The organism is Faecousia intestinalis (genome assembly GCF_040096185.1).
Classification (GTDB): domain Bacteria; phylum Bacillota; class Clostridia; order Oscillospirales; family Oscillospiraceae; genus JAZOXB01.
Genome location: NZ_JBBMFF010000244.1, coordinates 120,808 through 146,701, shown reverse-complemented (window position 1 = coordinate 146,701; position 25,894 = coordinate 120,808). Strand labels below are relative to the sequence as shown.

The window sequence follows — 25,894 nt, the reverse complement described above, 5'->3', positions numbered from 1 at the left end:
CCAATTAACAACCGTCAGGGAATTGTAATTGATGGTGAAGGTTCAAAGGTTATTTGCAAAGACTAATTTGAAAATTCAAGTTTAACGAACAGGAGATGATGATCGCATGAAAATCCTATATGAACTATCCTGGCTATGGGAAACGCTGGGCATTGCGCTTGTTGCTGCGGCTGTCTGCATGGCTTGCGCCGCGCTGATTGGCAAGGCAGCGAAGAAGAAACTCGGCAAAAAGGTGTTGGCAGTCATAGGGGCTGCTGCATTTGTGGGCGCGATTCTGGCGGTCATTCTGATCGCCCGGACACCGATGCCGCTTTGACAGAATAGGAGAAACTGACAATGATTGTTCTTACAGAGCAGATAGAGATTCCGGCTTCCTATGAAAAATTAAAGGCATGGACTGCTAACTTTGAGGAAGAGTTTGTGAAATGGAGTCCCTACCACATCGAATGCAATCTCTATAACGGGAACTATCATGCTGGAAGCAAGGTCCGCTTCCGCGAGATCGTCATGGGGCTGGACTACGATGTGACAGGCACGATTACGGAATGCGAACAGGATGAGAACCACTTCCGCATTGTATTCCGGAGCGACAAGAAGACGGCGTTCATCACCTTTGAAGGGAAAAGAACTGAAACAGGATGCCATTTCTCTCACACCGAGGCTTTCGGCATGACAACGCCGGTAATTGGGGCGTTCATGAACTTTCTGATCTTCAAGGTGTTTTTCAGGAAAAAGGCAAACTGGCAGCTTATCCGGGATGATATGATTCTGGATAACAGGTATTTATATGACATTCTGACCGAGGGAAAATACCCGGAAAGAATCCCGCTGGACAAGCTGCTGACCGGCGCGAAGTAACCGGACGGAGGACTGAATAATGCCGCTTCAAATCGTCAGAAATGACATCACAAAAATGAAGGTGGACGCCATCGTCAACGCTGCCAACGAGTCACTGCTGGGTGGCGGCGGTGTGGACGGTTGTATTCACCGTGCCGCAGGTCCGGAGTTGCTGGCAGAATGTGAAACGCTCCACGGCTGCGAAACCGGGAGCGCAAAAATCACGAAGGGCTATAAGCTACCCTGCAAATATGTCATTCATGCAGTAGGTCCGCGCTGGCATGACGGACGGCATGGTGAGCGCGAACTACTGACATCCTGCTATCGGACATCGCTCATGCTGGCGAAGGAATACGGATGCGAGTCGGTTGCGTTCCCTCTGATTTCCTCCGGCATTTTTGGCTATCCGAAGGATCAAGCTCTCAAGGTTGCGATTGACACCATCAGCAGTTTCCTTCTTGAAAACGAAATGACGGTGTACATCGTCATCTTCGACCGCAAAGCCTATCAGATCAGCGGGAAGCTATTTGCTGATATTGCAGCGTACATAGATGACCGCTATGTGGACGAGCATACCGATAGTCGTTCTGAGCGTCTGCGCAGAATGAGTGCCTTCCGGATGGAAGAACCCATACCTTGCGAGTCATCCGTTTGTGATGAAGCTATTGAAAAGCTCGCAGCTCCTATGGCAGTCAGTTCTGAAAAGGCAGCAACTCTTGACGATGCACTGGGACAGATCGATGAGAGCTTTTCGGAGATGCTTCTGCGGAAGATTGACGAACGCGGCATGACGGACGCACAGTGCTACAAGAAGGCGAACATTGACCGGAAACTCTTCTCGAAGATCCGCTCGGACAAGTCCTACAAGCCTTCCAAGCCCACAGTCATTGCGTTTTCCATTGCCCTTGAGCTGCCCCTTGCGGAAATGAAGGATATGCTCATGAAGGCTGGTTTTGCACTCTCCCACTCCAACAAGTTTGACATCATCGTGGAGTATTTCGTGGAGCATGGGAACTATAACGTCTTTGAGATCAACGAGGCTCTGTTTGCCTTTGACCAGAGCTTGATAGGAGCATAAGGCTTATGGATAAAGTATTTCAGAAATTTTTGCGGAGTGGTATTGACCTTTCGCCCGTAGGGGCGGAGCGTCGTGAAGATAATAACCCCTACTTTTGCACGCCCAAAGGTGCATCTATTTTTGGCTGGGCGGGTGTGGATGGCATCCACTTCTGCTTTGTTCGAGGCTTTGGCGGCGTGGTTTTTTCCGTTAGTCCCATGAACTCGGCTCCTGATTATGTTCATCCGTTGGCAAACAATTTTGAAGACTTTTTGAGGCTGCTCCTTGCTTGCAGTGATTCGGCAGCGTTGGAACAGGCGTGGATGTTGGATAAGTCCCAATTTGAAGCCTTTTTGCGGGATAACCCTCCAACGCAGGATCAGCAAAGAACGTTATTAGAGCTTGCCGAGAAAATGAAGTTGACGCCTATGGAACAGCCGTGGGCATACATCAAAAAACTGCAAGCATCTTTTGATTACAGCAAGATCAAGTACACCGAGGACTATTATGATGTTGATATGAACCCGGAAGCAGAACTGACCATGCCTGAGTGGAAGGTCTACTTTGAGGGAAACTTCTGGGGACATTCGGGAAAAGACCGTGCCGGAACGGAAATCCGGTTGAATAAGCAATTTGACTGGGCTGGGCATCATTGGGTTATTCCTGCGGCGTATTCTTGCAGTAAGGGACTCGTCATGGACTTTTGTATGCGCACCCCAGATGAAGACATTCGTAAGTTCATGACTAAATGGGATTTACACCCCGAAAACGACTCCTGCGAATACTTCACACAGGAGCAGCAAATGCAGATAGATTTGGACAATCCACTTTGCCTTGACTTTATTCCTCGTTTGGAATTGAACGGGAAAACAATGCTGACCTCCCACTGCTGTTCGGTGGTCTTTAATCCATGTTTGCCGGACAGGATGATCAATGAAGCGGAAGCAAAGTGGGCATTAGAACACTATGGTTTGGATACATCCTATGGATGGATGATTTTTCGGGCAGCTTTTCCATGGACAAGCAAACGCCGTCCTGAAATAAAAGCCCTCTCCCTTACAATGGAACAGCAGTCACGCCGTGTCCCGGGACCGCATTTCAAGACACACGCTCCCGGCGATTCGTTTTCTTTTTCCCATCCGGTCAGCGGAACAAAATATACATTGACCGTTCAGGAAATGGAGCAGCAAACAATTTCTGAAAAGTTCGTTGGTTCCGACCGGTGGTTCTATCCCACGCATTTTACTGCTATGAGCTATACGCTTTCTCCTGAACCGGACAATGATATTTCGATCTGTGATTGCGCTGAGGGAGACAAGCCTTTAGAAATTGCCTCATGCTCTGACCGCTATGCACCAGAGGCACAAAACGATATTGCTTGTATCGGCATTATCGGCGGAGCGGACGGCCCAATCGCAATCGTGTGTGGAGGCAGCTCAAAAGAAAAACTCCATGCGGCTTGTTCCTCTCTACACTTTGAGCCGGTGGAGGGTGATATTGAATGGCGTGTCGTATTCAACATTAAAAACTCTAATGAAATGTCATTAGAGCTAATCTAAGAAGAAAGCGGAGGCAAAGAAGATGAAGCAACGCACTTACATCGCAATCGACCTGAAATCCTTCTATGCCTCCGTGGAGTGCAGGGAGCGCGGCTTAGATCCTCTGGACACAAACCTTGTTGTCGCGGACGAAAGCCGGACGGACAAGACCATCTGCCTTGCCGTCACGCCCTCCCTCAAGAGCTACGGCATCTCCGGACGCGGGCGGCTGTTTGAAGTCAAGCAGCGGGTGAAGGAAGCGAATGCCGGACGGCAGCACGACGCACCGGGACACAGACTGGACGGCACATCGCACTTCTTCTCGGAGCTGCAAGCAAACCCGTCTCTGGCGATTGACTTCATCATCGCGCCGCCTCGGATGGCGTACTACATGGAGTACAGCACCCGCATCTATCAGGTCTATCTCAAGTACATTGCGCCGGAGGACATCGTAGTCTACTCCATCGACGAGGTGTTCATGGACGTGACGGACTACCTGAATACCTACAAGCTCTCGGCACATGACCTCGCCATGAAGATCATCCTCGACGTACTTGAGACAACCGGCATCACAGCAACCGCCGGGATCGGTACGAATCTTTTCCTCTGCAAAGTGGCAATGGACATTGTGGCGAAGCACATCCCCGCCGACAAGAACGGCGTCCGCATTGCGGAGCTGGATGAGATGAAGTTCCGGCGTGAGCTTTGGACGCATCAGCCCCTCACGGACTTCTGGCGCGTAGGTCGAGGCATTGCCAAGAAACTTGAACAGAATGGAATGTTCACCATGGGCGATGTTGCCCTCTGTTCCGAGCGGAACGAGGACTTGCTTTACAAGCTCTTCGGCAAGAATGCGGAATTGCTCATCGACCATGCGTGGGGCTGGGAGCCAACTACCATTGAAGCAATCAAGGCATACCGTCCCAGCTCCAACAGCCTCAGCTCCGGTCAGGTATTGCACTGCCCCTATGAGCCGCAGAAGGCGAAGCTGGTTGTCCGGGAAATGACGGACTTGCTTGTGCTGGACTTGGTGGACAAGGGGCTTGTCACCGATCAGATGGTTCTTACCGTTGGCTATGACATTGAGAACCTGACCGATCCGGCGCGGCGGGCAAGGTATCACGGCGCGGTGGAGAAAGACCCCTATGGTCGGGAGATTCCCAAACAGGCGCACGGTTCTATCAACCTTGGCGAACACACATCATCCACGCGCAAAATAATGTGTGCTGTGTCAGAACTCTTCGACCGGATTGTGGACAAGAATCTTCTTGTCCGCCGTATGTATGTTGTGGCAAATCATGTCCTGCCGGAAGTGGACGCGCCGAAGAAAAATGACGGTGCTGTTCAGCTCGACCTCTTCACCGACTATGCCGCCGAAGAGGAAAAGCGGAAAGCCGAAGACGCTGCCTTGGAACGGGAACGAAAAATTCAGAAGGCTGCTCTCGCCATCAAGAAGAAGTACGGAAAGAACGCGATCCTCAAGGCGATGAATCTTGAAGAAGGCGCAACCGCAAAGGACCGAAATGCTCAGATCGGCGGGCATAAGGCGTGAACAGCAATTCAATTTCAAGGAGAAAATATTTTGAGAACATACAAGGATAAAGAGGAATTAAAAGCCGAAATCAGCAAAGGCTTTGAAAAATACATTGCTGAATTTGATTCTATTCCGGAAGCCCTAAAAGATATAAGAGTAGCCGAGGTGGACAGAACACCGGCTGAGAATCTTGCTTATCAGATCGGTTGGACAACGCTGCTTCTAAAATGGGAAAATGACGAGAAGCGCGGAGTTGAAGTGAAAACACCATCAGAACTGTTTAGGTGGAATCAGCTGGGCGATCTATACCAATGGTTCACAGATACATACTCTCATTCATCCTTAGTGGAATTGAAGGATCAGTTAAAAGGAAACGTTACTTCTATCCAGACAATGATTGATTCTATGAGTGAAGAAGAGTTATTTCAACCGCACATGAGAAAGTGGGCAGATGATGCTACCAAAACAGCGGTATGGGAGGTTTACAAGTTTATTCACGTCAATACCGTTGCTCCCTTTGGAACATTTAGAACGAAGATCAGGAAGTGGAAAAAGGCAACGCTGTAACTATTATTTGACTGTAAAAGGAGATGTGGGATGCACATGAAAAGCAAATATGATGAGATTATGGGGCGTCCTCACCACGTCTCCAAGACGCGACCACAGATGCCAATGTCAGATCGTGCGGCGCAGTTCGCTCCCTTCGCAGCACTCACCGGCTACGATGCTGCCATCAAAGAAACCGGGCGTCTAACCGATGATAAGATCGAGCTTGACGAGGAAGCATTGACTGCATTGGACATGAAGTATCAGCTTCTCATGGACGCCCTTGATGATGCACCGGAAGTCACCATTACCTACTTCCAGCCTGATGAGCGGAAGGCTGGCGGCAAATATATAATGGCAACCGGCGCGCTCAAAAAAGTCGATGATTTTGAGCGGCGAATCACCATGCAGGACGGCACGAAGATTCCGATGGATGACGTTATAAGCATTGACGGGGAGCTGTTCTCATCGCTGGAATAATGTCGCTTGCCATGCGACCAAATGAAGTGAATACCGAAGTACAATATGACTGTAAGGTGAGACACCAAGCAGTCATATTTTTATATACGGAGGTACAAAACATGAGAAAGAACTTGACGGAGATCGTATTCATCCTTGATCGCAGCGGCTCTATGAGCGGACTGGAAACAGACACCATCGGAGGATTCAACTCCATGATTGAAAAGCAGAAAAAAGAGAATGGCGAGGCATTGATCTCTACCGTTCTCTTTGACAACGTGAGCGAGGTTATCCATGACCGTGTGCCGGTTCAGAAGGTGGAGCCGATGACCGACAGAGACTATTCCGTTCGCGGCTGCACCGCGCTTCTGGATGCTATCGGCGGAGCGATTCATCACATTGGGAATGTCCATAAGTACGCAAGAAAAGAGGATGTCCCTGAACACACACTGTTCGTCATCACAACGGATGGCATGGAGAATGCAAGCCGCCGTTATGACAGCGAGAAGGTCAAGAAGATGATTGAGCGACAGAAGGAAAAGTACGGCTGGGAGTTTCTTTTCCTCGGTGCAAACATTGATGCAGTTGAGACGGCAAAGCATTTTGGAATTGGAGCAGATCGAGCGGTCAATTACCACTCTGACCGCGAGGGAACGCAACTCAACTATGAAGTTCTGAGCGAAGCGGTTTCCGCTGTCCGATGCAGCGTACCGCTGGGTACGAATTGGAAAAAACGTATTGATGAGGACTACAATTCCAGAAAGGACGGGAGAAAGTAATGAGAATAATCACCGTAAAAGGGACAGGCAATGTCTCCGCAAGACCGGATTACATCATCCTATCCCTGAACATTGAAGTCTTATCTGAAACCTATGACCGCGCAATGTCGGAAGCTGCCGAGAGAATCGAAAGACTGCAAGGTGCCGCAGTCCGCGTTGGGTATCGCAAGGAAGACCTGAAAACCACGAGCTTTGATGTCCAGACAAGGTACGAGAATGTCAAGGATCGGCAAGGAAATTACAAGCGAGAGTTTGCCGGATATGCTTGCAGCTATCGCTTGAAACTTGCCTTTGACTTTGACAGCAAGCAGCTTGCAAAGGTCATTTCTGCGATTGCGGATTGTGGGGCGCAACCAGAACTCAGCATTGCGTTCACCGTGAAAAACCCGGCAAGAGTCAGCGAAGAGCTGCTGATCAATGCGACGGAGAACGCCAGGGCAAAGGCGGAGATTCTTTGCAAAGCATCAGGCAGTACGCTTGGGCAGTTGCTCAACATCGACTACAACTGGGGCGAACTCAATGTTTTTTCCAGAACAAGCTACGATGTTGAAGACTGCATTCAGCCTCTCATGGCGATGAGCAAGTGCGCCGCACCTGAGATTGAGCCGGTTGATATTGATGTGACAGACACAGTGGCTTTCACATGGGAAATCCAATGATTTTTTGACTTTTTTGAAATCCGGTACTCAACAAACGCCCTTTTTGTGTCCGTTGTAAAGTGAAGGGACATTTCACGGGGGAATCTTCGGGGAATACGATTTTGGGAGATTAGCAAGCACAGCCGGTGTATATACACACGGCGATTTTGGATTAAGGAAACCCTCCCCTTAATCCCGAAAATGCTTGTTGGGATGTCTCCCAAACCCTCTATCTTTACGAAAGGACAAACCGCTTATGGCAAACAGAACACGACCAAATCAGATACTCTTCTTTGTTTCAGATGACGAGAAGCGGATTATCAAAGGAAAGATGAAACAGCTTGGTACAAAGAACATGGGAGCGTATCTTCGCAAGATGGCGATTGACGGTTACATCATCAAAGTGGACTACACGCAGCAGAAGAAACTTGCCGCCGCAGTATCTCGTGCAGCGGCAAATATCAATCACATTTGCCGCCGAATTAACTCCACAGGACACTTCTATGAGGACGATGTTGCAGAGCTGAAAGAAAGGCAGGCTGAGATATGGCGATTACTAAAATCAAGCCAATCCGAGGAACTGTGAACAAGGCTCTCGCATACATTCTTGATCCGCAGAAAACAGATGACCAGCTCTATGTCTCTTCCTACGGATGTGCTGCCAGTGATGCCGCAGCGAAGGAATTTGAGTGGACAAGATCTCTTGCCGTTCAACAAGGAATGCAGATGCCAAAGGTGATTGCCAGACATCTGATTCAATCCTTTGCGGTTGATGAAGTCAGCCCGGAACAAGCGCATGAAATCGGTAAGCAGTTTGCCGACGAATGGCTCAAGGGAAAGTACGAGTATGTGATTGCAACGCACATCGACAAGGGGCATTGCCACAATCACATTATCTTCAACGCAGTCAACTATGTAGACTTCCATGCGTACCGAAGCAATAAGAAAACCTATCGTGAGATGCGGCATCTCAGTGATGAGATATGTGCTGAACACGGGCTGTCAGTTATTCCTCCCTCTCAGGGAAAAGGCATGGACTACAAGGAATACACCGAAGCCAAACGCGGTACAAGTTGGAAGCAAAAACTCAAGCAGACCATTGATCGCTGTGTGATCACATCAAAGGACTACGATGAGTTTTTGAAGCTGATGCAGGACGCCGGATATGAAATCAAAACCGGCAAATACATCTCCTTCCGTGCCGAAGGGCAAGAGCGTTTCACCCGTGCAAAAACCATCGGAGATAACTACACCGAGGACCGGATCAAGGAACGCATTCAAGGACGCAATGCCCGCAGACGGCAGATGCAGAACGGTAGGAAGAACATCTCTCTCATCAGCGATATTCAAAACAGAATTAAGCAGATCGACAGCAAGGGCTTTGAGCATTCTATGAAGATTAAGATCCTCAAAGAAGCCGCCAGAACGCTAAACTACCTCACTGAGAACGAGCTGCTTCAATATGCCGATCTTGAAAAGAAAGTCGAAGACATTCATAGTTCTTATGAGCGTACCGGCGCTGACTTGAAAGTCGTTGAAGCGCAGCTCCGAAAGGTGCAGCCGCTTATCAAGAATATCTCAACCTATCAAAAGCTCAAGCCGGTCTATGATGCCTACTCAAAGACGAAGAACAAGCCGAGTTTTCGAGCTGCGCACGAGGCAGAGCTTGTCGTTTTTGAAGCAGCAAAGAGTACATTGCTTGCTATGCAAGATGGTGAAAAACTCCCAAGTATGAAGTCTCTGCAAGCCGAGCAGCAACGCCTTTTGGAAGAGCAGCAGCGTCTCTACGACGAACGAGCAAGGCTCAAAAAAGAGGCTAAAGTGATTGATACCATGAAGGCAAATGTCGATGATTTCCTCAGTCCAACGCTTTCACAGGAGCATGAAAAAGCCAAAAGTAGCGAGTTGGAATAACCACCAAAGCCTGAGCCGTATGAATAAATCGGCTCAGGCTTTCTTCTTCGTAATGCGCTCCATGAACTTGAAATATATTTTGAATTTTTGGAGTATCGTATTGAAAATTTGAAGTGTTTGGTGTATAATATAATGAGTCTCACTATAAGCGTTTGAGAGAGGTGCTTTTATGAAGATAAGCTATAAGAAATTATGGGTCATGCTCATCGAAAGAGAGATCCCAAAATCAACTTTACGCAAGGATATAGAGCTGTCTCCTGGCACGATGAGTAAGCTCAATAAGAACGAGGATGTAGCTCTCTCTGTTCTGCTGCGCATTTGCGACTATTTGAATTGTGACATTGGAGATATATGTGAAGCTGTGCGAACGGGCAAGAAGTAGGTCCGAGTTTTCGTGCGGCTATTTTGTTATAGGTAGAGAAAAATACCTCAGCGAAAGGAGCATATATGGATGTCCTTGAGAATGCTGTGACTGAGAAAAATGCCCTCGTTGAAGCGGAGGCGTTTCCCACAGATGATCGAGTCACCTACAGAGACAGCACCTATGAAATTGTTTCTAAGGTTGCATATTTGATTGGTGTTCCGAAACGAATTTTTGATAATGAGCATGAAGCACCCAAAATAGAGATATACGAAAAACTTGATGCAGACAAAACGGCACGGATAATCCGTCATTTGTGTATCATAAGGACAGCGATTGAAAGAAACTTCAAGCATATCAACGAGCGTATGAAGTTTAGTTATCTCTCAATCAGCAGTATGCCGGAATATGTGCCGCAGGATAGCCTTCAACAACTAAATGCGGATGGCATTAGTTTTATAAAGAAGTCCAGCACGAAGCTAAGTCAGCATATCGTTGAGATAAACAAGCTGCTTTCTGATCGGATCAATAATTGCAAGAAGCTATTTCCTCTTTGGCTGAATTGGCTGTATGTAAAAAACCTCTTTCTCATGCCAGATGGCTTGAAAGAGGAAGGGACAAAAGCAGCAGCAGATATTTATTACGCTCACTTGCTCTTTTATCCTTACCAGATGTATATAAACTGGGAACCGGAGGATGTCGGTAATCTGCTCTATAACGATAAAAAATTCGTGACGCTGCTTTATCAAATGAACGGTGACTACTTTACAGAGTACAGTAAAGTTTCTGATGCTGGAAGTTACATTAAAGGAAGCATCTACGAGTTTATTGGTAGCAGCGAAAAGGTTGTCGTAGTGGTAGATTGTGAAAACTCTGATCCGTACAAGCTCTGCGCTACGCTCAAGAATCTTGACTATCAGTACACACAGAAGATAGCATCCATCATCCTGTTTGATGATGTGCATAGTGCATCTGCTTGGCGTATTCTGGATAGTTTTACCCACATCCCGGTCGAACACATGATGACCGAACGGGTAAAGCAGAACAAGTCTCTGGTCGATGTGATGCTGATTGCCCGAACTTGTCAGGAGCATTACAAAAACAATGTGGATTCCTTTATTTTGGTGTCCAGCGACTCCGACTATTGGGGACTGATTTCTTCTTTACCGGAGGCTCGGTTCCTTGTCATGATAGAGCGCGAAAACTGCGGACCGGATTTGAAGAACGCACTTGTCAATGCCGGTATATTCTATTGCTACATTGATGACTTCTACTCCGGCAATGCAGAGGATATTAAGATCGGCGCACTGTTCAAAGAGATGTATCATTACATAGATCAGGCGGTGCGGCTGAATATCTACGAGATGTTCACAGAGGCGTTAAGAGCGACTCGAATTGAAATGAGTTCTTCGGAACAGAAGCAGTTTGTGGACAAGTATTTGAAAACGATGCAAATGTCCATTGCGGATAATGGCGATGTGACATTGGAAATAAAACGAAAATGAGTCCGTTATATCGGACAGTAGCCGTGATAGAATAAAATGAGGATCGGTTGGCAACCAAAAATGATCCTCAAGTATTGGAGATGAAGATATGGCATACCAGAGCGAAGCGGCTCTTGAGCAACAATTCATAGAGCAGCTAAACAAGCAGGAATACAGCACAGTCGATATTCCTGATTATGACGCATTGGTGGAGAACTTCAAAGTTCAGTTTGAAGCCTTCAATGCGCCCAAACTTGATACGCCTATCACCGATAAAGAGTGGGAGCGTATCTTTAACCTCATGCTTGGAAAGTCCGTGTTCCAGAGCGCAAAAATTCTGAGAGACAAGTTTGTCCTTGAGCGTGAGGACGGGACGAAGGTTTACCTTTCCTTCTTCGATCAGGATCACACCAAGAATATCTTCCAAGTTACACATCAGACAACGGTTGTAGGCAAGTATGTCAACCGCTATGATGTAACGATTCTTGTGAATGGCTTGCCGTTGATTCAGGTCGAGTTAAAGCGCAGGGGGATTGACATTCGAGAAGCAGTCAATCAGGTCATGCGCTATAAGAAGCACTCCTATAACGGACTATATCACTTCATTCAGCTTTTCATTGTCTCCAACGGCGTTGATACCAAATACTTTGCCAACTCCGACAGGGACTTGATGTATAGCCTCGCCTTCTTCTGGACGGATTTCAACAACATCCGTATTACCAACCTGAAGGACTTCTCAATCTCTTTTCTGGCAAGGGATCACATCATCAAGATGCTGACACGCTATACCATCCTGAACGATACGGATAAGATTCTGATGGTTATGCGCCCCTATCAGGTGTATGCCGTAGAAGCCCTTATAAGGCAGGCTACGCTTACAAATCGCAACGCCTATATCTGGCATACCACCGGTGCAGGAAAGACGCTGACATCCTTTAAGACAGCTCAAATCCTCGCAGCCAATCCGAACATCAAGAAGGTTATCTTCCTTGTTGACCGTAAGGACTTGGACTCTCAGACCACCGAAGAGTTTAACAAGTTTGAGGCTGGCTCTGTTGATGTCACAGATCGCACAGACATTCTTGTGCGGCAAATGAAGGATAAGAACCGGCAGCTCATTGTCACGACGATGCAGAAGATGGCAAATGCCGTTAAGCGTCCTCAATACGAAAAGGTAATGGACGCATACCGTGACGAAAAGGTTGTCTTCATCATTGATGAATGCCACCGCAGCCAGTTCGGAGATATGCACAAGGATATTGTTCGGCATTTCAAGAAAGCGCAGTTCTTTGGCTTTACCGGTACGCCCCGTTTTGAAGTGAACGGAAAGACGGAGGGCAAGATCACACAGACCACCGAAATGCTGTTTGGGGAATGTTTGCATAACTATCTGATCAAGGATGCTATCTTCGATAACAATGTCCTCGGTTTCCATATTGAGTACATAAAGACGATGGAAGGCGATTTTGACTGGGACGATCCGACATTGGCTGACGCGATTGATGTTGGCGAACTCTATATGTCGGATGAGAGAATGTCCCTCATTGCAAACCACATCGTCCAGAACCACAAAGCCAAAACGAGAAATGGTCAGTACACGGCTATCTTTGCTGTTTCCTCCATTGAAGCTCTTGTCAAATATTACGACATCTTCAAGAAGATCAAACACGATCTGAACATCAGCGGTATCTTCTCCTATGGGCAGAACGAAGATGCTGAGGGTAAGGACGAGCATAGCCGAGATGCTTTGGAGCGTATCATCAAGGACTATAACGAGATGTACGGCACGAATTTCTCTACCGACACCTTCTCCGCGTATCACAAGGATATTTCAGATCGAGTCAAAGGGAAGAAAACAAAGTCGCTGGACATTCTCATCGTCGTGAATATGTTCTTGACCGGCTTTGACAGCAAGCAGCTCTCTGTGTTGTATGTGGACAAGGATTTGAAGTACCATGATCTGCTGCAAGCCTATTCTCGCACGAACCGTGTCGAGAAAGAAACAAAACCGTTTGGTATCATCATTTGCTACCGCAACCTCAAAAAACGGACAGATGATGCGCTGACGCTCTTCTCCAAGAGTCAGGACACCTCCGGCATTGTCGTTCCGGGCTATCAGTATTTTGTTGAGAAGTTCAATGAAATGGTTATGAGGCTCAAGGAAGTGGCACTCTACCCTGAGTCCGTCGATACCATGCAGAGCGAGGATGACCAGAAGAAGTTTGTCATCACTTTCCGTGAGCTGACAAAATACCTCCAATCTTTGCAGACATTCATTGAGTTCAGCTTTGATCAGGATGCACTCATCATGTCCGAGCAGGAGTATCAGGACTACAAGAGCAAGTATCTGATGCTTTACTCCCGGCAAAAAACTGATCGAGAAGTCGTATCTGTCCTGAATGATGTGGACTTCTGCATTGAGATCATGGAGAGTGACCGCATCAATGTTGCCTATATCATGAACTTGATCCGCAACATCCACTTTGATGACAAGAAGCAGAAGGACTACGACATCAAGCACATCAAGGAAGAATTGAGCAGGACGGATAATCCGCAGTTGCTTCGCAAGGTTGAAATTCTTCAAGCGTTCTTGGATCGTGTCGTTGTTGGACTTGAAAGTGCGGATGAGATTGACGCTGCATACAACGACTTTGAAAATGAAGCAAAACGAGAAGAGATCGTTGCTTTCGCAAAGACTGAGGATATTGATTCCTCCATGCTGACGGACATCATTTCTGAGTATGAGTTCTCCGGCACAATGGATGCAGGAAACATCCGTGACCGTATTGAGAAGCCCATGCCGCTGCTCAAGAAGAGGTCTTTGGTCAACCGGATCGTCGAATTTATCCGGCAGCACACTGAGAAATACCAATAAGGAGAGAGAACAATGGATAATTCTATTCAGGCTCATCAGAAAGAGCTTTGCAACAAACTATGGGCGATGGCAAATGCCCTGAGAGGTAACATGGAGGCATACGAGTTCAAGAACTATATCTTGGGTATGATCTTCTATTACTACCTCTCCGACAAGACCGAGAAGTACATGGTTAATCTTCTCAAAGACGATAATATCAGCTACGAGGATGCTTGGAATGACGAGGAATACAAGGCTGCCATCGTAGAAGAAGCTCTGCGTGACCTCGGCTACATCATCGAACCGGAGTATTTGTTCCGCAAGATGGTCAAGATGGTTGAAAACCGTTCCTTCGACATTGAGTTCTTGCAGAAAGCCATCAACGCTCTGATGGAATCCACTATCGGCAACGATTCACAGGAAGACTTTGACGGATTGTTCTCCGATATGCAGCTCGATTCTACGAAGCTGGGGCATACCGTTAAAGATAGAAGTGCTGTCATGGCGAAAATCATTGCTTCTCTGGACGAGATCAATTTCAGCGTGGATGACACGAAGATTGATGTGTTGGGTAATGCCTACGAGTATCTGATCGGTCAGTTCGCTGCCACAGCCGGTAAGAAAGCCGGTGAGTTCTATACGCCTTCGGGTCCTGCCGAGCTGCTGTGCCGCCTTGCTTGTCTTGGCTTGACCGATGTTAAGGACGCAGCCGATCCGACTTGCGGTTCCGGCTCTCTGCTGCTTCGCCTCAAGAACTATGCAAATGTGCGTAACTACTACGGTCAGGAATTGACCTCGACGACCTATAACCTTGCCCGAATGAACATGATCCTTCGCGGCATCCCGTATCGTAACTTCAATATCTACAATGGCGATACGCTTGAGCATGATTACTTCGGAGACATGAAGTTCCGTGTTCAGGTTGCAAATCCTCCGTATTCTGCAAATTGGTCTGCTGATATGCACTTCATGGAGGACGAGCGTTTCAATGAATACGGAAAACTTGCGCCTAAGAGCAAGGCTGACTTTGCTTTTGTGCAGCACATGGTTTACCACATGGACGAAGACGGACGAGCTGTTGTCCTGCTGCCTCACGGCGTTCTGTTCCGGGGCGCAGCCGAAGAAGTGATCCGTAAGCACCTGATCCAAAAGCTAAATGTGCTGGACGCTGTTATCGGTCTTCCTGCCAACCTCTTCTTTGGCACGGGCATTCCGGTATGCGTTCTCGTCCTCAAGAGGGAGCGCAACGGCAACTCGGATAACATTCTCTTCATTGATGCGTCCAACGACTTTGAAGCCGGAAAGAATCAGAACATCCTCCGTGAGTGCGACATTGATAAGATCGTCGAAACCTACGAGCATCGTGTGGATGTCGATAAGTACGCCCATGTTGCCACTATGCAGGAGATTGAAGAGAACGGATTCAATCTGAACATTCCTCGCTATGTTGATACCTTTGAGCCGGAAGAGGAAATTGACCTCAATGCTGTTGCAGCAGAAATTCGCAATATTCAGGCTGAGATCATGGGCATCGACGCACAACTGAAACCGTTTTTCGATGAGCTGGGACTTGATTTCCCCTTTGATGTGGAGGGCAAATAATTATGGCAAATGTATCCTCAAGTAACGGTCTTGAGAAGCGTCCGAAACTCCGGTTTCCGGGCTTCGATGATCCGTGGAAAGCTGAGAAACTTTCAGATTTTGCAGAGCGTGTCACACGGAAAAACACCAATAACGAAACGAGTCTGCCTCTCACAATTTCGTCCAAAGATGGGCTTGTGGATCAGATCAGCTACTTCAATAAGACCGTAGCAAGCAAAGACATGAGTGGCTATTATCTCTTGAAGAATGGTGAATATGCTTACAACAAGAGTTATTCAGTCGGGTACGATTTTGGCTCCGTCAAGCGTCTTGACCGCTATGATATGGGTGCGCTTTCTACACTCTACATTTGCTTTGCACTCAAGAAACACGATTCTGATTTTATAAAAGCCTACTTCGATTCGCTCAAATGGTATCGTGAGATTTACATGATCTCTGCCGAAGGAGCAAGAAATCATGGGCTTTTGAATGTGCCAACTGATGAGTTCTTTGACACAAAGCATTACATTCCGCAGGATTTAGCGGAGCAGCGAAAAATCGCAAACTTCATGATTGCGTTAGAGCGTCGAATAGTGGCGCAGCAGTCCCTCGTGGACAACCTCAAGAAGTATAAAAGAGGATTATCTAAGGCAGTTTTTTCAACGAATAGCGAACTGTTCCCTAAGAGTACGGTTGCGTCACTTGGCGAACTATTTCCTTTCATTCGGAATGGATTCGTAGGTACGGTAACACCGTTCTTTACCAGCCAAGAAAACGGCGTGCGGTATCTGCAAGGGACTAACATCCATGACGGTAAAATCTCTGATGAAACTGCTTTCTATGTCACTCAAGCTTTCAATCAGAAACATAGCAAGAATATCCTAAAAAGCAATGATATTCTTGTCGTTCAATCCGGTCATGTCGGAGAGTGCGCAGTCGTAGGTGATAACTATGCAGGTTCAAACTGCCATGCACTTATCATTATGAGCAATGGAGGCGAGTGCGCATCTGACTATATTTGCCAGTATATAAATTCGGATGACGGGAAAAAGAAAATCGCCGCAATTACAACAGGTAACACGATTAAGCATATATTGGCGACATCTATTGCAAATATCGAAGTCCCTTTACCATCAAAAAAGGATCAGCAACGAATCGCAGAACTATTGAATAGTTGGGATAATCGTATCGAGCAGGAAATACGCAACCTCTGTAAACTTGTCAGAATAAAAGAAGGCTTGCTACAACAGCTCTTCATATAAAAAGTTGCTGCATTAAGGCGTTTTTAGTTTGAAGTATGCCCTCAAGTTCTTCGTTTTCTTGTGCGCATTTATGCTCAAGGGCAGCAAGAAAATCAGCGATGTGGCATTGCTCTTCATATATAGGCAGACTGAGAGGTATTGTCCGGCATTTCTCCTGATTTAACTTAGGCTGTGCTGTTCCGGTATTGTAGCGTGTATAGTCAAGGCTTTCAAGCAGTTCACGCAGGAATCTAATATTTTGCCCTTTGTGCGGACGCATTACATGAGCGTGGTTATTAACCCAGTATTTGCCCGTCGCAATAAAACATAACGGAGAGCTACGGTTAATGATATTTGCCCCATCTTCTCCAAGAAGAATAAGTGGCTCATCGAAAATATAGTCATCAATACTGTCAATAATTCCAGATGCACCGTAGTACGGATATTTTCCCTGCCGTTTGGCACGATCAGCACTTTCGAGCGGCTTGCGTTGACCGTCAAGAAAGTCAACCGCATCTTGGAGAGTGCAAGCTGACCATTCAGGATATGGTTTTCCGTTCTTGTCCACAAAGCGTATCTGTTTAGTCATAATCGCCTTAACGACACCTCTTTTATACTTCTTGAGGGATTCAACCAAATCACGCTGCTTTGCGATTCTTTCATTGAAAGCAGAAAATAGGGTGGAAATCTTCTCTTGCTCAGTTGGCTCACAATATGGTATTCCGAGCCACTTAAATGCTTCGTAGCTTATCTGCCGTCCGTCTCTGATGCCTTCAACAGACTTTGAAAGATTGTGGTTGATAAACTCATCTGTATGAAAATATGCGTCATAGAATAGGCTTGAATGAGGACGCTTGCAGCGTAAGATGGTGTATGCTGGACTGACTATTCCAGCTTCATTTGCCATTTCCAGACCACCTTCAAAAGAGCGCAGATGAATAATAAAGTCTCCTTGTTCAACCTTCTTATAGTTAGATAAAGACGCATCATCATAGTGGATGTTACGACCAGCTTGCTCTCTCGGAAGAGTACCTTTTCCTTGAATGATCGTCAGCACAGTTTCGTCCGGGTGATTCCTGTCGGTGATATTCTGAAAAAGTTCTTCTGCCTTGAACACTTTCCACGGCTCATCGAAGCCCGGAAACCGGAGTTTCGGACGCTTCTCAAGACCGTTACTTGAGGGCTATTTCAGCAATCAAATAGAGGCTTGTAGCAAAGGTAAATCCCTTGCAGTAGCAGAGATATTCCGCTACTGCAAGGGATTTTGTCGGTCATATAGCTTCATTCTGTTTGCTTGATCAGAAGTATAAAAGAGGTGTCAATAACCAGATACTCTCTCAGATTGACAATAGCTATAATTGCAGGCTTGGCTCGGTATGTGAAATTGTCGGTGGAGGAACACCTGACACTCTTCATGCAGAATATTGGGGAAATACAGTGGAATGGTTCACCCCCTCTGAGATTGGTAAAACAAAATATGTCAACAACAGTGTTCGCAAATTAAGTGATATTGGCTTGGATAATTCATCTGCAAAACTGCTTCCCATTGGAACGGTTTTGTTGACAACCCGTGCTACCTTGGGCGAGATGTCCATTGCAAAACGAGAGTGCAGCACCAATCAGGGCTTTCAGTCGTTGATTCCTCACACTGATAGAGTTTCATCTGAGTATCTGTATTATATGCAAATCATCATTAAGCCATGGTGCGAAAAGTATGCTTCCGGCAACACATTCCGAGAAATAAGCAAGTCTGCTCTGTCAGATTGCATCATCCCTATCCCAGACAGAGCAAGGCAGGAACAGATAGTTAAGCTGTTGAGTTCCATTGACATGATAATAGACGCAGCAGAAAGCATATCAATGTCTCTATCTAAGATACGCCATGGCTTGATGCAGCAGCTCTTTATATGAAAAGTTGCTGTAAGAAAAATGTTCTTGCCTTTTCTAAACAATCCAGTAGGATTTGTTCTTGCGTGATTTTGCCGTCAATTTTTGAAAAAACAGCTCCAATTTTCTTCTGAGCTTCATACGAAGGGATTTTAACAAAAACACCTAAAAAATCTTCGGCATATATCCTGTATTGTCCATAAAGGCAGCCTTGTCGATATTTTAGAATACGGCTCATAATCGGCTTTTGTTTAATAGCCTCGCTGATAAACCACGGATCGGCATCTTTTATGGAGAATATCTCATAAACATCAGAGATCACGGCAGAGCCATAAAGGTTAAGTCCTATTGAGCCGACATCAAGGTTATTGGAACTATAAATGAAATCGTTCAAATCAGTTCTCTTATACAATTTTGAGCTTGCATCTTTCACCAAAAAACCACGATCATACCGTTCGCCTTTGTCGCACACGCCGCCTGTTGCGGTAAATGCCATCAACGGGGCATCTGTTGTTGGAAGTTGTTTGATGCTTTTTGAATGGAGAAATTCTCCGATTCTATGTTCCGTCCATGTTTCTGTCGTAATTTTGATTTTCTCTGATAAAACATCATGGAGCAATCCTCTTTTATACTTCTTGAGGGATGCCACAAGTTTCTCTTGTGCAGCAATTCTCTCATCCAGACTTTGGAGGAAGGATGCAATTTTGCTCTGTTCCTGCTCTGACGGAAGATTGATGGGCATAGCAAAGAAAGTATCGTCTTTGATGCTTACTCTGTCATGTCTCGCACCACTATCGCCAGACATATAAATGTATCTATGCCAAGCCGATGACCGGAAATACCACTCGTAGTACAGTGGGTTAATTTCGCCTTTTGCATGAAAACAAAGATACAGCGGTGAAACAATGCCATCCTCTGCATACTTGTAGCTGCTGATCGGACCGTATGGAGCGTCGGATGATTTACGCGGATTATATACGAAGTCATTTTGCCGGATGATATAATAGCCGCTTGTGTTATCGCTGTTTGCGATGTCCTTATCAAAATACTCGCGTTGCGGAATAAGACCGAGCTTTGCTGAATTGCAAATTACATTTGTGATATGACCATCAGCGTTTTTCTGTGTGCTTTTAGAGAAAAGTGCAGATAAAGTAGTTTCTTTCCACGGATCATCGAAGCCCGGAAACCGGAGTTTCGGACGCTTCTCAAGACCGTTACTTGAGGAATATACTGCTCTGATTATCCCTCCAACGGATAATGTTCGTGGAGGTGGTCAATATGACTAACAATACACAATTCAAGACGCTTGTGAACACTTGGCTAAATCAAAAGCAGCCAATGATCACGCCGTCAACCCATGCCAGCTTTACGCTGATTGCCGAAAATCATCTTATTCCATATTTCGGCAAGCGTAAGATCGGCAGCATCACCGAAACGGACATCCAGAGATACATTTCGTATCTCCATGATGCCGGTAGGTTGGACAAGACCGGAGGGCTAACGGTAAAGACCATCCGGGATGTGATTCTCGTTCTCAGACTTTCAATGGAGTTTGCGTACAAAGAAAGGGCGATTCCGTTGCTGAACTGGGATCTCGTCGAGTACCCGAAGGAACTTGGCATTAAGAAGGTAGTTTCTCTTTCAAAGGATCAGGAGCAAGCGCTGATTCAGTGTATCTACATGAACTTGAACAGGAAGACTGCTGGCATTCTCATTGCACTCTTTACCGGAGTACGCATTGGAGAACTCTGCGGATTACAGATGAAGGACATCTCGTTGACGGATAAGACCATCAGCATCAATAAGACTGTCCAGCGCATCTATGACAAAAAGAAGGGCGAGTCCTATCTTCACATCGGACCGCCCAAAACGAAAACTTCTGCAAGGACGATCCCTGTTCCGTCTCTTCTGATGAACATTATCAAGAAGTTCTACACGGATAACCCTAACCACTACTTCTTGACCGGCAAAACAAAGCCGACAGAGCCTCGTACTTATCGACAGTTCTTCACCCGTTTCCTGAAACGGAATGGATTGGAGAAGGTGAAGTTCCATGAGATCCGACATACATTCGCGGTCAGGGCGATTGAGATACCGGAGTTTGATATAAAGTCGCTCTCTGAAATTCTCGGTCATAAGAATGTGTCCTTTACACTGAATGTCTACGGAAGTGCAAACCTCCAACAGAAGGTCAAGTGTATGAATCTACTGAACGATCTACTGTAATCTTATTCAGTTCTAACTCGGCGTTTGCAGTGCAGCAGAAACGAATAACCGTTTCCAGCGATTCAAATTCATTGACTCAATGCGCTGTTCATAGGAGGCACTATTCGACTTTCCGAAACAGAGTGACTTCTTCTTGAGCCGTGAAAGGCTGCACAAAAAAATGAACGCAGTACACGGATTCCACAATCGCGGAATAGTGTACTGCGTTTGTATTTTAGAAATGATTTTTGCGATTTAAGCAAGGATTGATTTGCGGAGGCGTTTTTGGGCATTTATAACCGTTCAACCGTGAGTGTTGCCGGATTGACTTTGATGATTACCTTCCCCTTGCTTTGGGCGTACATCACTGTCTTGCCTGTACCGCTGGGCTTGCCGTCCCATACTGCAATGATGTAATCAGCGTGATCTACCATGTACCGATTGCGCTTGTCCATGCAGTCAGGAGTATAGTGCGTTTGAAGAAGCGTTTCTTTATCACATTGAGCGGCAATGCCATAGTACCTTTCGCGCATTGCTGCATTCCACTTGGCTGCCTGTGTTTCGCACGGTATAGCACTCTCAAGCGTAATGCCTGGATAAGTCTTCTTCAGTTCCAGAACGATTTCGGCGGCGTACATATCAACGCCGAGAGCCATGCCAGAGATAAAGTGGGTGACATTTTCATCTGTAATCAAAGAGATAATTTGTTTTTTTAGGGTTTCTTTGAGCGCAGTGCAGCGTTCATCATCCTCACGAAAGCCAAAGGGTAAATTTTGAGGTCGGTGTCCGGTGAAGGCACAACTTTTCATATTCTTGATCTCCTTATATGTATTAGCGTGTGTTTCTAAATCGCTTATACATAGATTATAGCATAGAAAATCAAGAAATTTGTAGAAATAAGTCGGCAAAAGAAAAAACTGCGTGAAAAATCACGCAGCCTTCAATGAGCTTACTTCATGTTATCCTTCTCTTGCTGGATCATCAACTCAACCATTTGCAAAATACGCTTTTGCGCTTCGGGAGGAAGATCAGCAATTTTCTTTGAGAGTTCTGAGGCTTTTGCCTCTCCGCTATGCTCTAAGACATCGCAGAAAATTGAATCAGCGGATGTCTCCAAGCCATTGAGCAAAATAATCAGCTTCTCGCAACGCGGAAATGACATCCCTCTCTCGACGGTGGAAATATAATTTGTGGTTAAGCCGGTCTTTTCTGCAAGATCCTCTTGTGTAATACCAAGACGCTCACGGGCTTGCTTAACGCGCTTTCCTATTCGTTTATCAATCATGGGCGTTTACCTGTTCCTTTTCTAAATCGCTCATGAATATTATATGGATTAGAACCATAGTGATACAGAAACGCTAATGGTGTTACTATGGATTAGCGAATGATTTTACGGTAAAATTCAAGGAAAAGACACAAAAAAAGAGCCTCTGCCGACACCCAAACGGGCATCGACAGAGGCTCTTGATTCGTTTTCCGGGCATTCAAACAAGTGCCGAAATCGACACTTATTTCCGCGCTAAGGATGAAACCGCGCAGGGAATACAATCACTTAGGTTGGTCAATTTGCGTCGCTCTGAGGCTTGCAATCACAGGCTTTTTCAACCCCTAATTGTCTACTCTGCGCCCCCTTCCGGGAGAAGTCCGGACAGGCGATGAGATCCGCACGGAAGCTCTGCTTGCAGCTATGGACACAGCGGACACAGAAGCGGTTATACTTCCGGCGTCCGCTATCCCCGATGAAGAATGACCACTCCTGCCGCCATTTCTGACTTCTGCTCACAGCTCAATCTCTCCTTTGTGCTTTTTGGGAGGGCAGCATTCCTTCTGCTTTTCAGCCTTTGCAGACTTGAGCCTGTCCATGATGGAGGACTTCTCGCCGGTTTCGGGGGCTTTGACCTCTGCGGTCTTGTCCTCCTTCGGACCGTTGTTGATGATCCCATCAATCATGCCGTAGTCATCCTCCATCGACATCTCTGCTGCCTTGAGATAGTTTTCCTTCTCAAGTGCCGCCATCCAGCTTTCCTTGCTGATACCGAGCATTCCGCCCTTTGCCGCATGATCGGCAATCTCCTTGGCATCCACGCACAAGCCCTCGGTGTTATCGGAATAGAGACGGTAAACCTCGCAGCCCTTCTCCAAAGCCTTCTCAGCCGCCTCCTGACCGGCGGGAAGAACGCCAGCCCATGCGTAGCCGTAGTCCTTCATATCCTGCACAGTGAGCGCAGGGTCGGGCATTTCCGGCACTTCCTTGACCTCAAGGTCGAGAAGGCGGAGCGTGTCATCGTCAAAGCCGTTGTAGACATCATCAAGGACGAGCTTGCCGCGCTCATCGACAATGATGCAGGCAGCCTCATCGCCGTAGGTGTCATGCTCCATAAGGTAAAAGCTGTGACCGCCGACCTCGTGCTGGTCAATGGTGTGCCACGTCCCGATGTGTCCGGCAACCGTCAGACCGGAGGTATCGGCATTCATCTCAAAGTCCTTCTGCTCGGTAGCTTCCTGCTTCTGCTGTTCCTTCGAGATCATGGGAATTGCCACAATCTTATCGCCCAACTTAACAAACTGCTCCGGCACCTTGAAGTGGTCAGAGAACTTTTGCATCTGCTCTACGGTCAGAGAGCCGAAGCTGTCATCCGTCAAGCCAACTACCATGAATGTTCCGGCAACAACGTCGTAGATGTCACCGTCCTCATCGCGCAGAGCGCGGTTCAGAGGCAGACCTTCCAGCTTGCCTTCCTCGTTGCAGACTAAGGCAACCGGGTCTTCGTAGGGATAAATCGCCTCGATGCAGCCGCCGACCTCATGCTGCAAGGACTCCAGACCGGAGTCAATCTCCTTCACATAAGGCTCCTTTCCCGGCTCAACAACGAGAACGGCGATGGTGCTGTCACGCTCGGCGGCTTCCCCTGAGCCGGTAATCCGGTATTCGTCGGGAATATCATCAAGCTCACCGTTAAACTGCCTGTCCCACCTCTCGCTTGCGACACGGACATAGCCCTCATCGGTGAAGCGTCCCTGCTCATCCATCGCAATGTCGCGCCCATAGCGTTCATAGTCGATGTAATTTGCCAGAGGACCGAGATCCTTTTCAGAGTAGATACCGGCTTCGTGGGCGTAATAGTAGCCGAGGTCGGATTCATCGTTGATACCGGGCATGATGTCGTAGCAGTCCAGATTGAACGTCAGGTTGATGAGATCGTCGATGTCGCTGACCTCATCGCAGCCAGCCTCCATAATGGCAACGAGCTTTTCCTGATCGCTCAGGGAAAGCTCGTCAATCAAGGCGGCGAGGTAGTTGAGCTTATCAAGGCTCTCGTACTCGCCAAGCATCTTCTGGACGCCGTAGATCGGGCATTCGTAGTCGGTAATAAACCACTCTTCATAGGGCTGACCGAACTCATCCTGCTTGCCGATCCCGATACGCTCAAAAACCTTCTGCATCTCTTCTTCGGTGGTGGGCAGCTTCACCCACTCACCGACCAGCATACCCTCGTTGTACTTGCCAAGGTTTGTGACGAAGGCTTCAAAATTACCGTCTAATACGGGCATAGGCATCCTCCTTTCAGTCATCCATCATGCCGTCCGGCATGATATACAGTTCCTCAAACTCTGCGTCAGTCATGGCTTCGAGCTTCCGGATGGTCTTATACATCAGCTCTGCGATCTCGCCGTCCATGTCGTTCAGGGTGACGCTCTTCATATCGTCGATCAGCCGCTTGCGGCTGGACGTATTGAAGCAGCACATCAGGTTGATTTCTTCCACGGTAAAATTCTTCATATCAGAGTTCCATATCCTTTCCTTTGTTTTTCTGCGGCTTCGGTGTGTGGGACGGCTGGGCTTTCTGCGCGGATTTCAGCTTGTCACGGATGGATTCACGGGCAGCGGGTTTCTTGGGGATGGTGTCATAGATAGCAGTTCCGGCATCCTCCACATAGGAGCGGACATACTGGATGCTTTCCGAAAAGCGGATGGGGCGGTTCTTGTCCTCGATGTTGGTCAGCCGGACTTCATCAGCGGCAAAATCAACCGCGTCGATTCTGCACTTGATGCCGTCCACATTCAGCGTCGCGCCGACAGGAATGTAATCTGCGGCTTTGAGTTCCTTGAAGGTCTCGCCGTCCTTGCTGAGAAAGACATCCGCACCGGACTGCAAGAGCTTCTTTGATGCTGCTACCCATGCAGTTTCACGGAAGCCGGTCACCGGCATGGAGGGCTTGCCGCGCACCTTCTTCTCAAGGAGCTTCGTGCCGAGCAAGGGCGCGGCTTTTTCCGCGTCCTTGCCATACAGCTCAAAATAGCCGTTCTGGGCAAAGCAAACCAGCGCGTCGGGATGCGCCTTTTTGACTGCCTCGTACTTGCGGAGTTCTGCAACGGGCAGAGGGGCAAGCGTCTCTGTCCTTTCTGCCTCCGGCAGTCTGTCACGGCGGCTTTTCTGCTTGGTCAACACTTCTGTCAGAGCCTCCGCGTCCTTCGGGAGCGTCCGGTGGGCTTGTACGCCGCCATGCTCACCGACCAGAGCCATTGCCTCATCGAAGCTGCTGCGGCAGGGGGCTTCCAGCACAAAGCCATCCGCAAAGGTCAGCCGGTCATGATCCGGCGCAACCGAGTTCTGCGCCACATTTGCCGCCTGTTCCCGGTAGTTGATCTCAAAGACATCCCCGAACACCTTGCCGCGCTTGACAGCTTTCGGGACAATGACACGGGCAATGCACTCGTCGTAGGTCTGCTCCGCATAGAAACGGAAGGTATTGTGATCCCGCGTTCCTTGAATGAAGACCTGATTTTCGTTGAGGCAGTGCGTTCCATGCGGACGGCAGAACCACATCAGCGTTTTCTCTTCGGGATTCTGGCTTTCGGCAGCGCGGCGGATGATGCGCTTGTCGATGTCGAAGTCTTCCTTGTAGCTGTCTACATGACTGTCCACGAGCTTTTGAAGCTCCGCGATGATGTCAACGTCTGTGTATTTCTTCATGCG

At 47.4% G+C, this 25,894-nt stretch carries 25 protein-coding genes and 1 pseudogene; 19 read left to right on the top strand and 7 right to left on the bottom strand.

The window, feature by feature from the left end:
- The 17 genes and pseudogenes from WMO66_RS11375 to WMO66_RS11295 all read left to right on the top strand — a co-directional run.
- A pseudogene (locus WMO66_RS11375) lies at nt 1-66 on the top strand (Type 1 glutamine amidotransferase-like domain-containing protein); the annotation flags it as partial.
- A 40-nt stretch (nt 67-106) separates the two neighbouring features.
- Nucleotides 107-316 (top strand): hypothetical protein, encoded by a 210-nt coding sequence (locus WMO66_RS11370; RefSeq protein ID WP_117570198.1) that lies wholly within the window; start codon nt 107-109, stop codon nt 314-316.
- A gap of 20 nt (nt 317-336) precedes the next feature.
- Entirely contained in the window at nt 337-858 is a 522-nt protein-coding gene (locus WMO66_RS11365; RefSeq protein WP_117570199.1) for an SRPBCC family protein, read from the top strand.
- 19 nt (nt 859-877) lie between these two features.
- Complete coding sequence (locus WMO66_RS11360) at nt 878-1,915, top strand: O-acetyl-ADP-ribose deacetylase (protein WP_117750682.1); 1,038 nt, start codon at nt 878-880, stop codon at nt 1,913-1,915.
- Nucleotides 1,916-1,920: 5 nt separating this feature from the next.
- Nucleotides 1,921-3,453, top strand: a complete 1,533-nt coding sequence (locus WMO66_RS11355; protein ID WP_349136535.1) for a hypothetical protein — start codon at nt 1,921-1,923, stop codon at nt 3,451-3,453.
- A gap of 22 nt (nt 3,454-3,475) precedes the next feature.
- On the top strand, nt 3,476-4,984 hold the full coding sequence (locus WMO66_RS11350) for a Y-family DNA polymerase (RefSeq protein WP_118599745.1): 1,509 nt from the start codon (nt 3,476-3,478) through the stop codon (nt 4,982-4,984).
- Nucleotides 4,985-5,014: 30 nt separating this feature from the next.
- On the top strand, nt 5,015-5,533 hold the full coding sequence (locus WMO66_RS11345) for a ClbS/DfsB family four-helix bundle protein (RefSeq protein WP_110441591.1): 519 nt from the start codon (nt 5,015-5,017) through the stop codon (nt 5,531-5,533).
- A 36-nt stretch (nt 5,534-5,569) separates the two neighbouring features.
- A complete protein-coding gene (locus WMO66_RS11340; protein ID WP_118564765.1) occupies nt 5,570-5,992 on the top strand; it encodes a YolD-like family protein in 423 nt (140 codons plus the stop codon).
- Nucleotides 5,993-6,093: 101 nt separating this feature from the next.
- Nucleotides 6,094-6,750 (top strand): vWA domain-containing protein, encoded by a 657-nt coding sequence (locus WMO66_RS11335; protein ID WP_256292756.1) that lies wholly within the window; start codon nt 6,094-6,096, stop codon nt 6,748-6,750.
- Entirely contained in the window at nt 6,750-7,409 is a 660-nt protein-coding gene (locus WMO66_RS11330) for an SIMPL domain-containing protein (RefSeq protein ID WP_076917488.1), read from the top strand. Before WMO66_RS11335 ends, WMO66_RS11330 begins: the two co-directional genes overlap by 1 nt.
- A gap of 235 nt (nt 7,410-7,644) precedes the next feature.
- Nucleotides 7,645-7,974: a plasmid mobilization protein gene (locus tag WMO66_RS11325; protein ID WP_071699565.1), complete on the top strand. Its 330-nt coding sequence runs from the start codon at nt 7,645-7,647 to the stop codon at nt 7,972-7,974.
- Nucleotides 7,935-9,302 carry a relaxase/mobilization nuclease domain-containing protein gene (locus tag WMO66_RS11320; RefSeq protein ID WP_349136533.1) on the top strand — a complete coding sequence of 456 codons (1,368 nt, stop codon included), beginning with the start codon at nt 7,935-7,937 and terminating at the stop codon, nt 9,300-9,302. Before WMO66_RS11325 ends, WMO66_RS11320 begins: the two co-directional genes overlap by 40 nt.
- A 169-nt stretch (nt 9,303-9,471) precedes the next feature.
- On the top strand, nt 9,472-9,684 hold the full coding sequence (locus WMO66_RS11315) for a helix-turn-helix domain-containing protein (protein WP_071699564.1): 213 nt from the start codon (nt 9,472-9,474) through the stop codon (nt 9,682-9,684).
- A 65-nt stretch (nt 9,685-9,749) separates the two neighbouring features.
- A complete protein-coding gene (locus WMO66_RS11310; RefSeq protein WP_081365657.1) occupies nt 9,750-11,168 on the top strand; it encodes an NYN domain-containing protein in 1,419 nt (472 codons plus the stop codon).
- 88 nt (nt 11,169-11,256) lie between these two features.
- A complete protein-coding gene (locus tag WMO66_RS11305; RefSeq protein WP_071699563.1) occupies nt 11,257-14,022 on the top strand; it encodes a type I restriction endonuclease subunit R in 2,766 nt (921 codons plus the stop codon).
- Nucleotides 14,023-14,034: 12 nt separating this feature from the next.
- Nucleotides 14,035-15,603 (top strand): type I restriction-modification system subunit M, encoded by a 1,569-nt coding sequence (locus tag WMO66_RS11300; protein WP_349136532.1) that lies wholly within the window; start codon nt 14,035-14,037, stop codon nt 15,601-15,603.
- 2 nt (nt 15,604-15,605) lie between these two features.
- Nucleotides 15,606-16,844 carry a restriction endonuclease subunit S gene (locus WMO66_RS11295; protein WP_349136531.1) on the top strand — a complete coding sequence of 413 codons (1,239 nt, stop codon included), beginning with the start codon at nt 15,606-15,608 and terminating at the stop codon, nt 16,842-16,844.
- On the opposite strand, the gene WMO66_RS11290 is transcribed toward WMO66_RS11295, so the two are convergent.
- Nucleotides 16,837-17,940: a restriction endonuclease subunit S gene (locus tag WMO66_RS11290; RefSeq protein WP_349136530.1), complete on the bottom strand. Its 1,104-nt coding sequence runs from the start codon at nt 17,938-17,940 to the stop codon at nt 16,837-16,839. The two genes, WMO66_RS11295 and WMO66_RS11290, sit on opposite strands and share 8 nt — an antisense overlap.
- A gap of 173 nt (nt 17,941-18,113) precedes the next feature.
- Here WMO66_RS11290 and WMO66_RS11285 point away from each other — a divergent pair, with 173 nt between their 5' ends.
- Nucleotides 18,114-18,734, top strand: a complete 621-nt coding sequence (locus WMO66_RS11285) for a restriction endonuclease subunit S (protein WP_162599036.1) — start codon at nt 18,114-18,116, stop codon at nt 18,732-18,734.
- On the opposite strand, the gene WMO66_RS11280 is transcribed toward WMO66_RS11285, so the two are convergent.
- Nucleotides 18,727-19,707 carry a restriction endonuclease subunit S gene (locus WMO66_RS11280; protein WP_435387799.1) on the bottom strand — a complete coding sequence of 327 codons (981 nt, stop codon included), beginning with the start codon at nt 19,705-19,707 and terminating at the stop codon, nt 18,727-18,729. The two genes, WMO66_RS11285 and WMO66_RS11280, sit on opposite strands and share 8 nt — an antisense overlap.
- Nucleotides 19,708-19,988: 281 nt before the next feature.
- On the opposite strand from WMO66_RS11280, the gene WMO66_RS11275 reads away from it, so the two are divergent.
- The gene (locus tag WMO66_RS11275; RefSeq protein WP_349136529.1) at nt 19,989-20,936 is read left to right on the top strand and encodes a site-specific integrase; all 948 of its coding nucleotides are present in this window, start codon (nt 19,989-19,991) and stop codon (nt 20,934-20,936) included.
- Nucleotides 20,937-21,208: 272 nt separating this feature from the next.
- Here WMO66_RS11275 and WMO66_RS11270 read toward each other — a convergent pair whose 3' ends face one another.
- The 5 genes from WMO66_RS11270 to WMO66_RS11250 form a co-directional block, all read right to left on the bottom strand.
- On the bottom strand, nt 21,209-21,724 hold the full coding sequence (locus WMO66_RS11270; RefSeq protein ID WP_110441581.1) for an SLOG family protein: 516 nt from the start codon (nt 21,722-21,724) through the stop codon (nt 21,209-21,211).
- A gap of 140 nt (nt 21,725-21,864) precedes the next feature.
- Nucleotides 21,865-22,200: a helix-turn-helix domain-containing protein gene (locus tag WMO66_RS11265; RefSeq protein WP_071699556.1), complete on the bottom strand. Its 336-nt coding sequence runs from the start codon at nt 22,198-22,200 to the stop codon at nt 21,865-21,867.
- Between the two features lie 494 nt (nt 22,201-22,694).
- Complete coding sequence (locus WMO66_RS11260) at nt 22,695-24,467, bottom strand: antirestriction protein ArdA (RefSeq protein ID WP_349136528.1); 1,773 nt, start codon at nt 24,465-24,467, stop codon at nt 22,695-22,697.
- 13 nt (nt 24,468-24,480) lie between these two features.
- Entirely contained in the window at nt 24,481-24,696 is a 216-nt protein-coding gene (locus WMO66_RS11255; protein WP_256292771.1) for a transposon-transfer assisting family protein, read from the bottom strand.
- Between the two features lies 1 nt (nt 24,697).
- On the bottom strand, nt 24,698-25,891 hold the full coding sequence (locus WMO66_RS11250) for a MutS N-terminal domain-containing protein (RefSeq protein WP_349136527.1): 1,194 nt from the start codon (nt 25,889-25,891) through the stop codon (nt 24,698-24,700).
- Nucleotides 25,892-25,894: the final 3 nt, after the last annotated feature.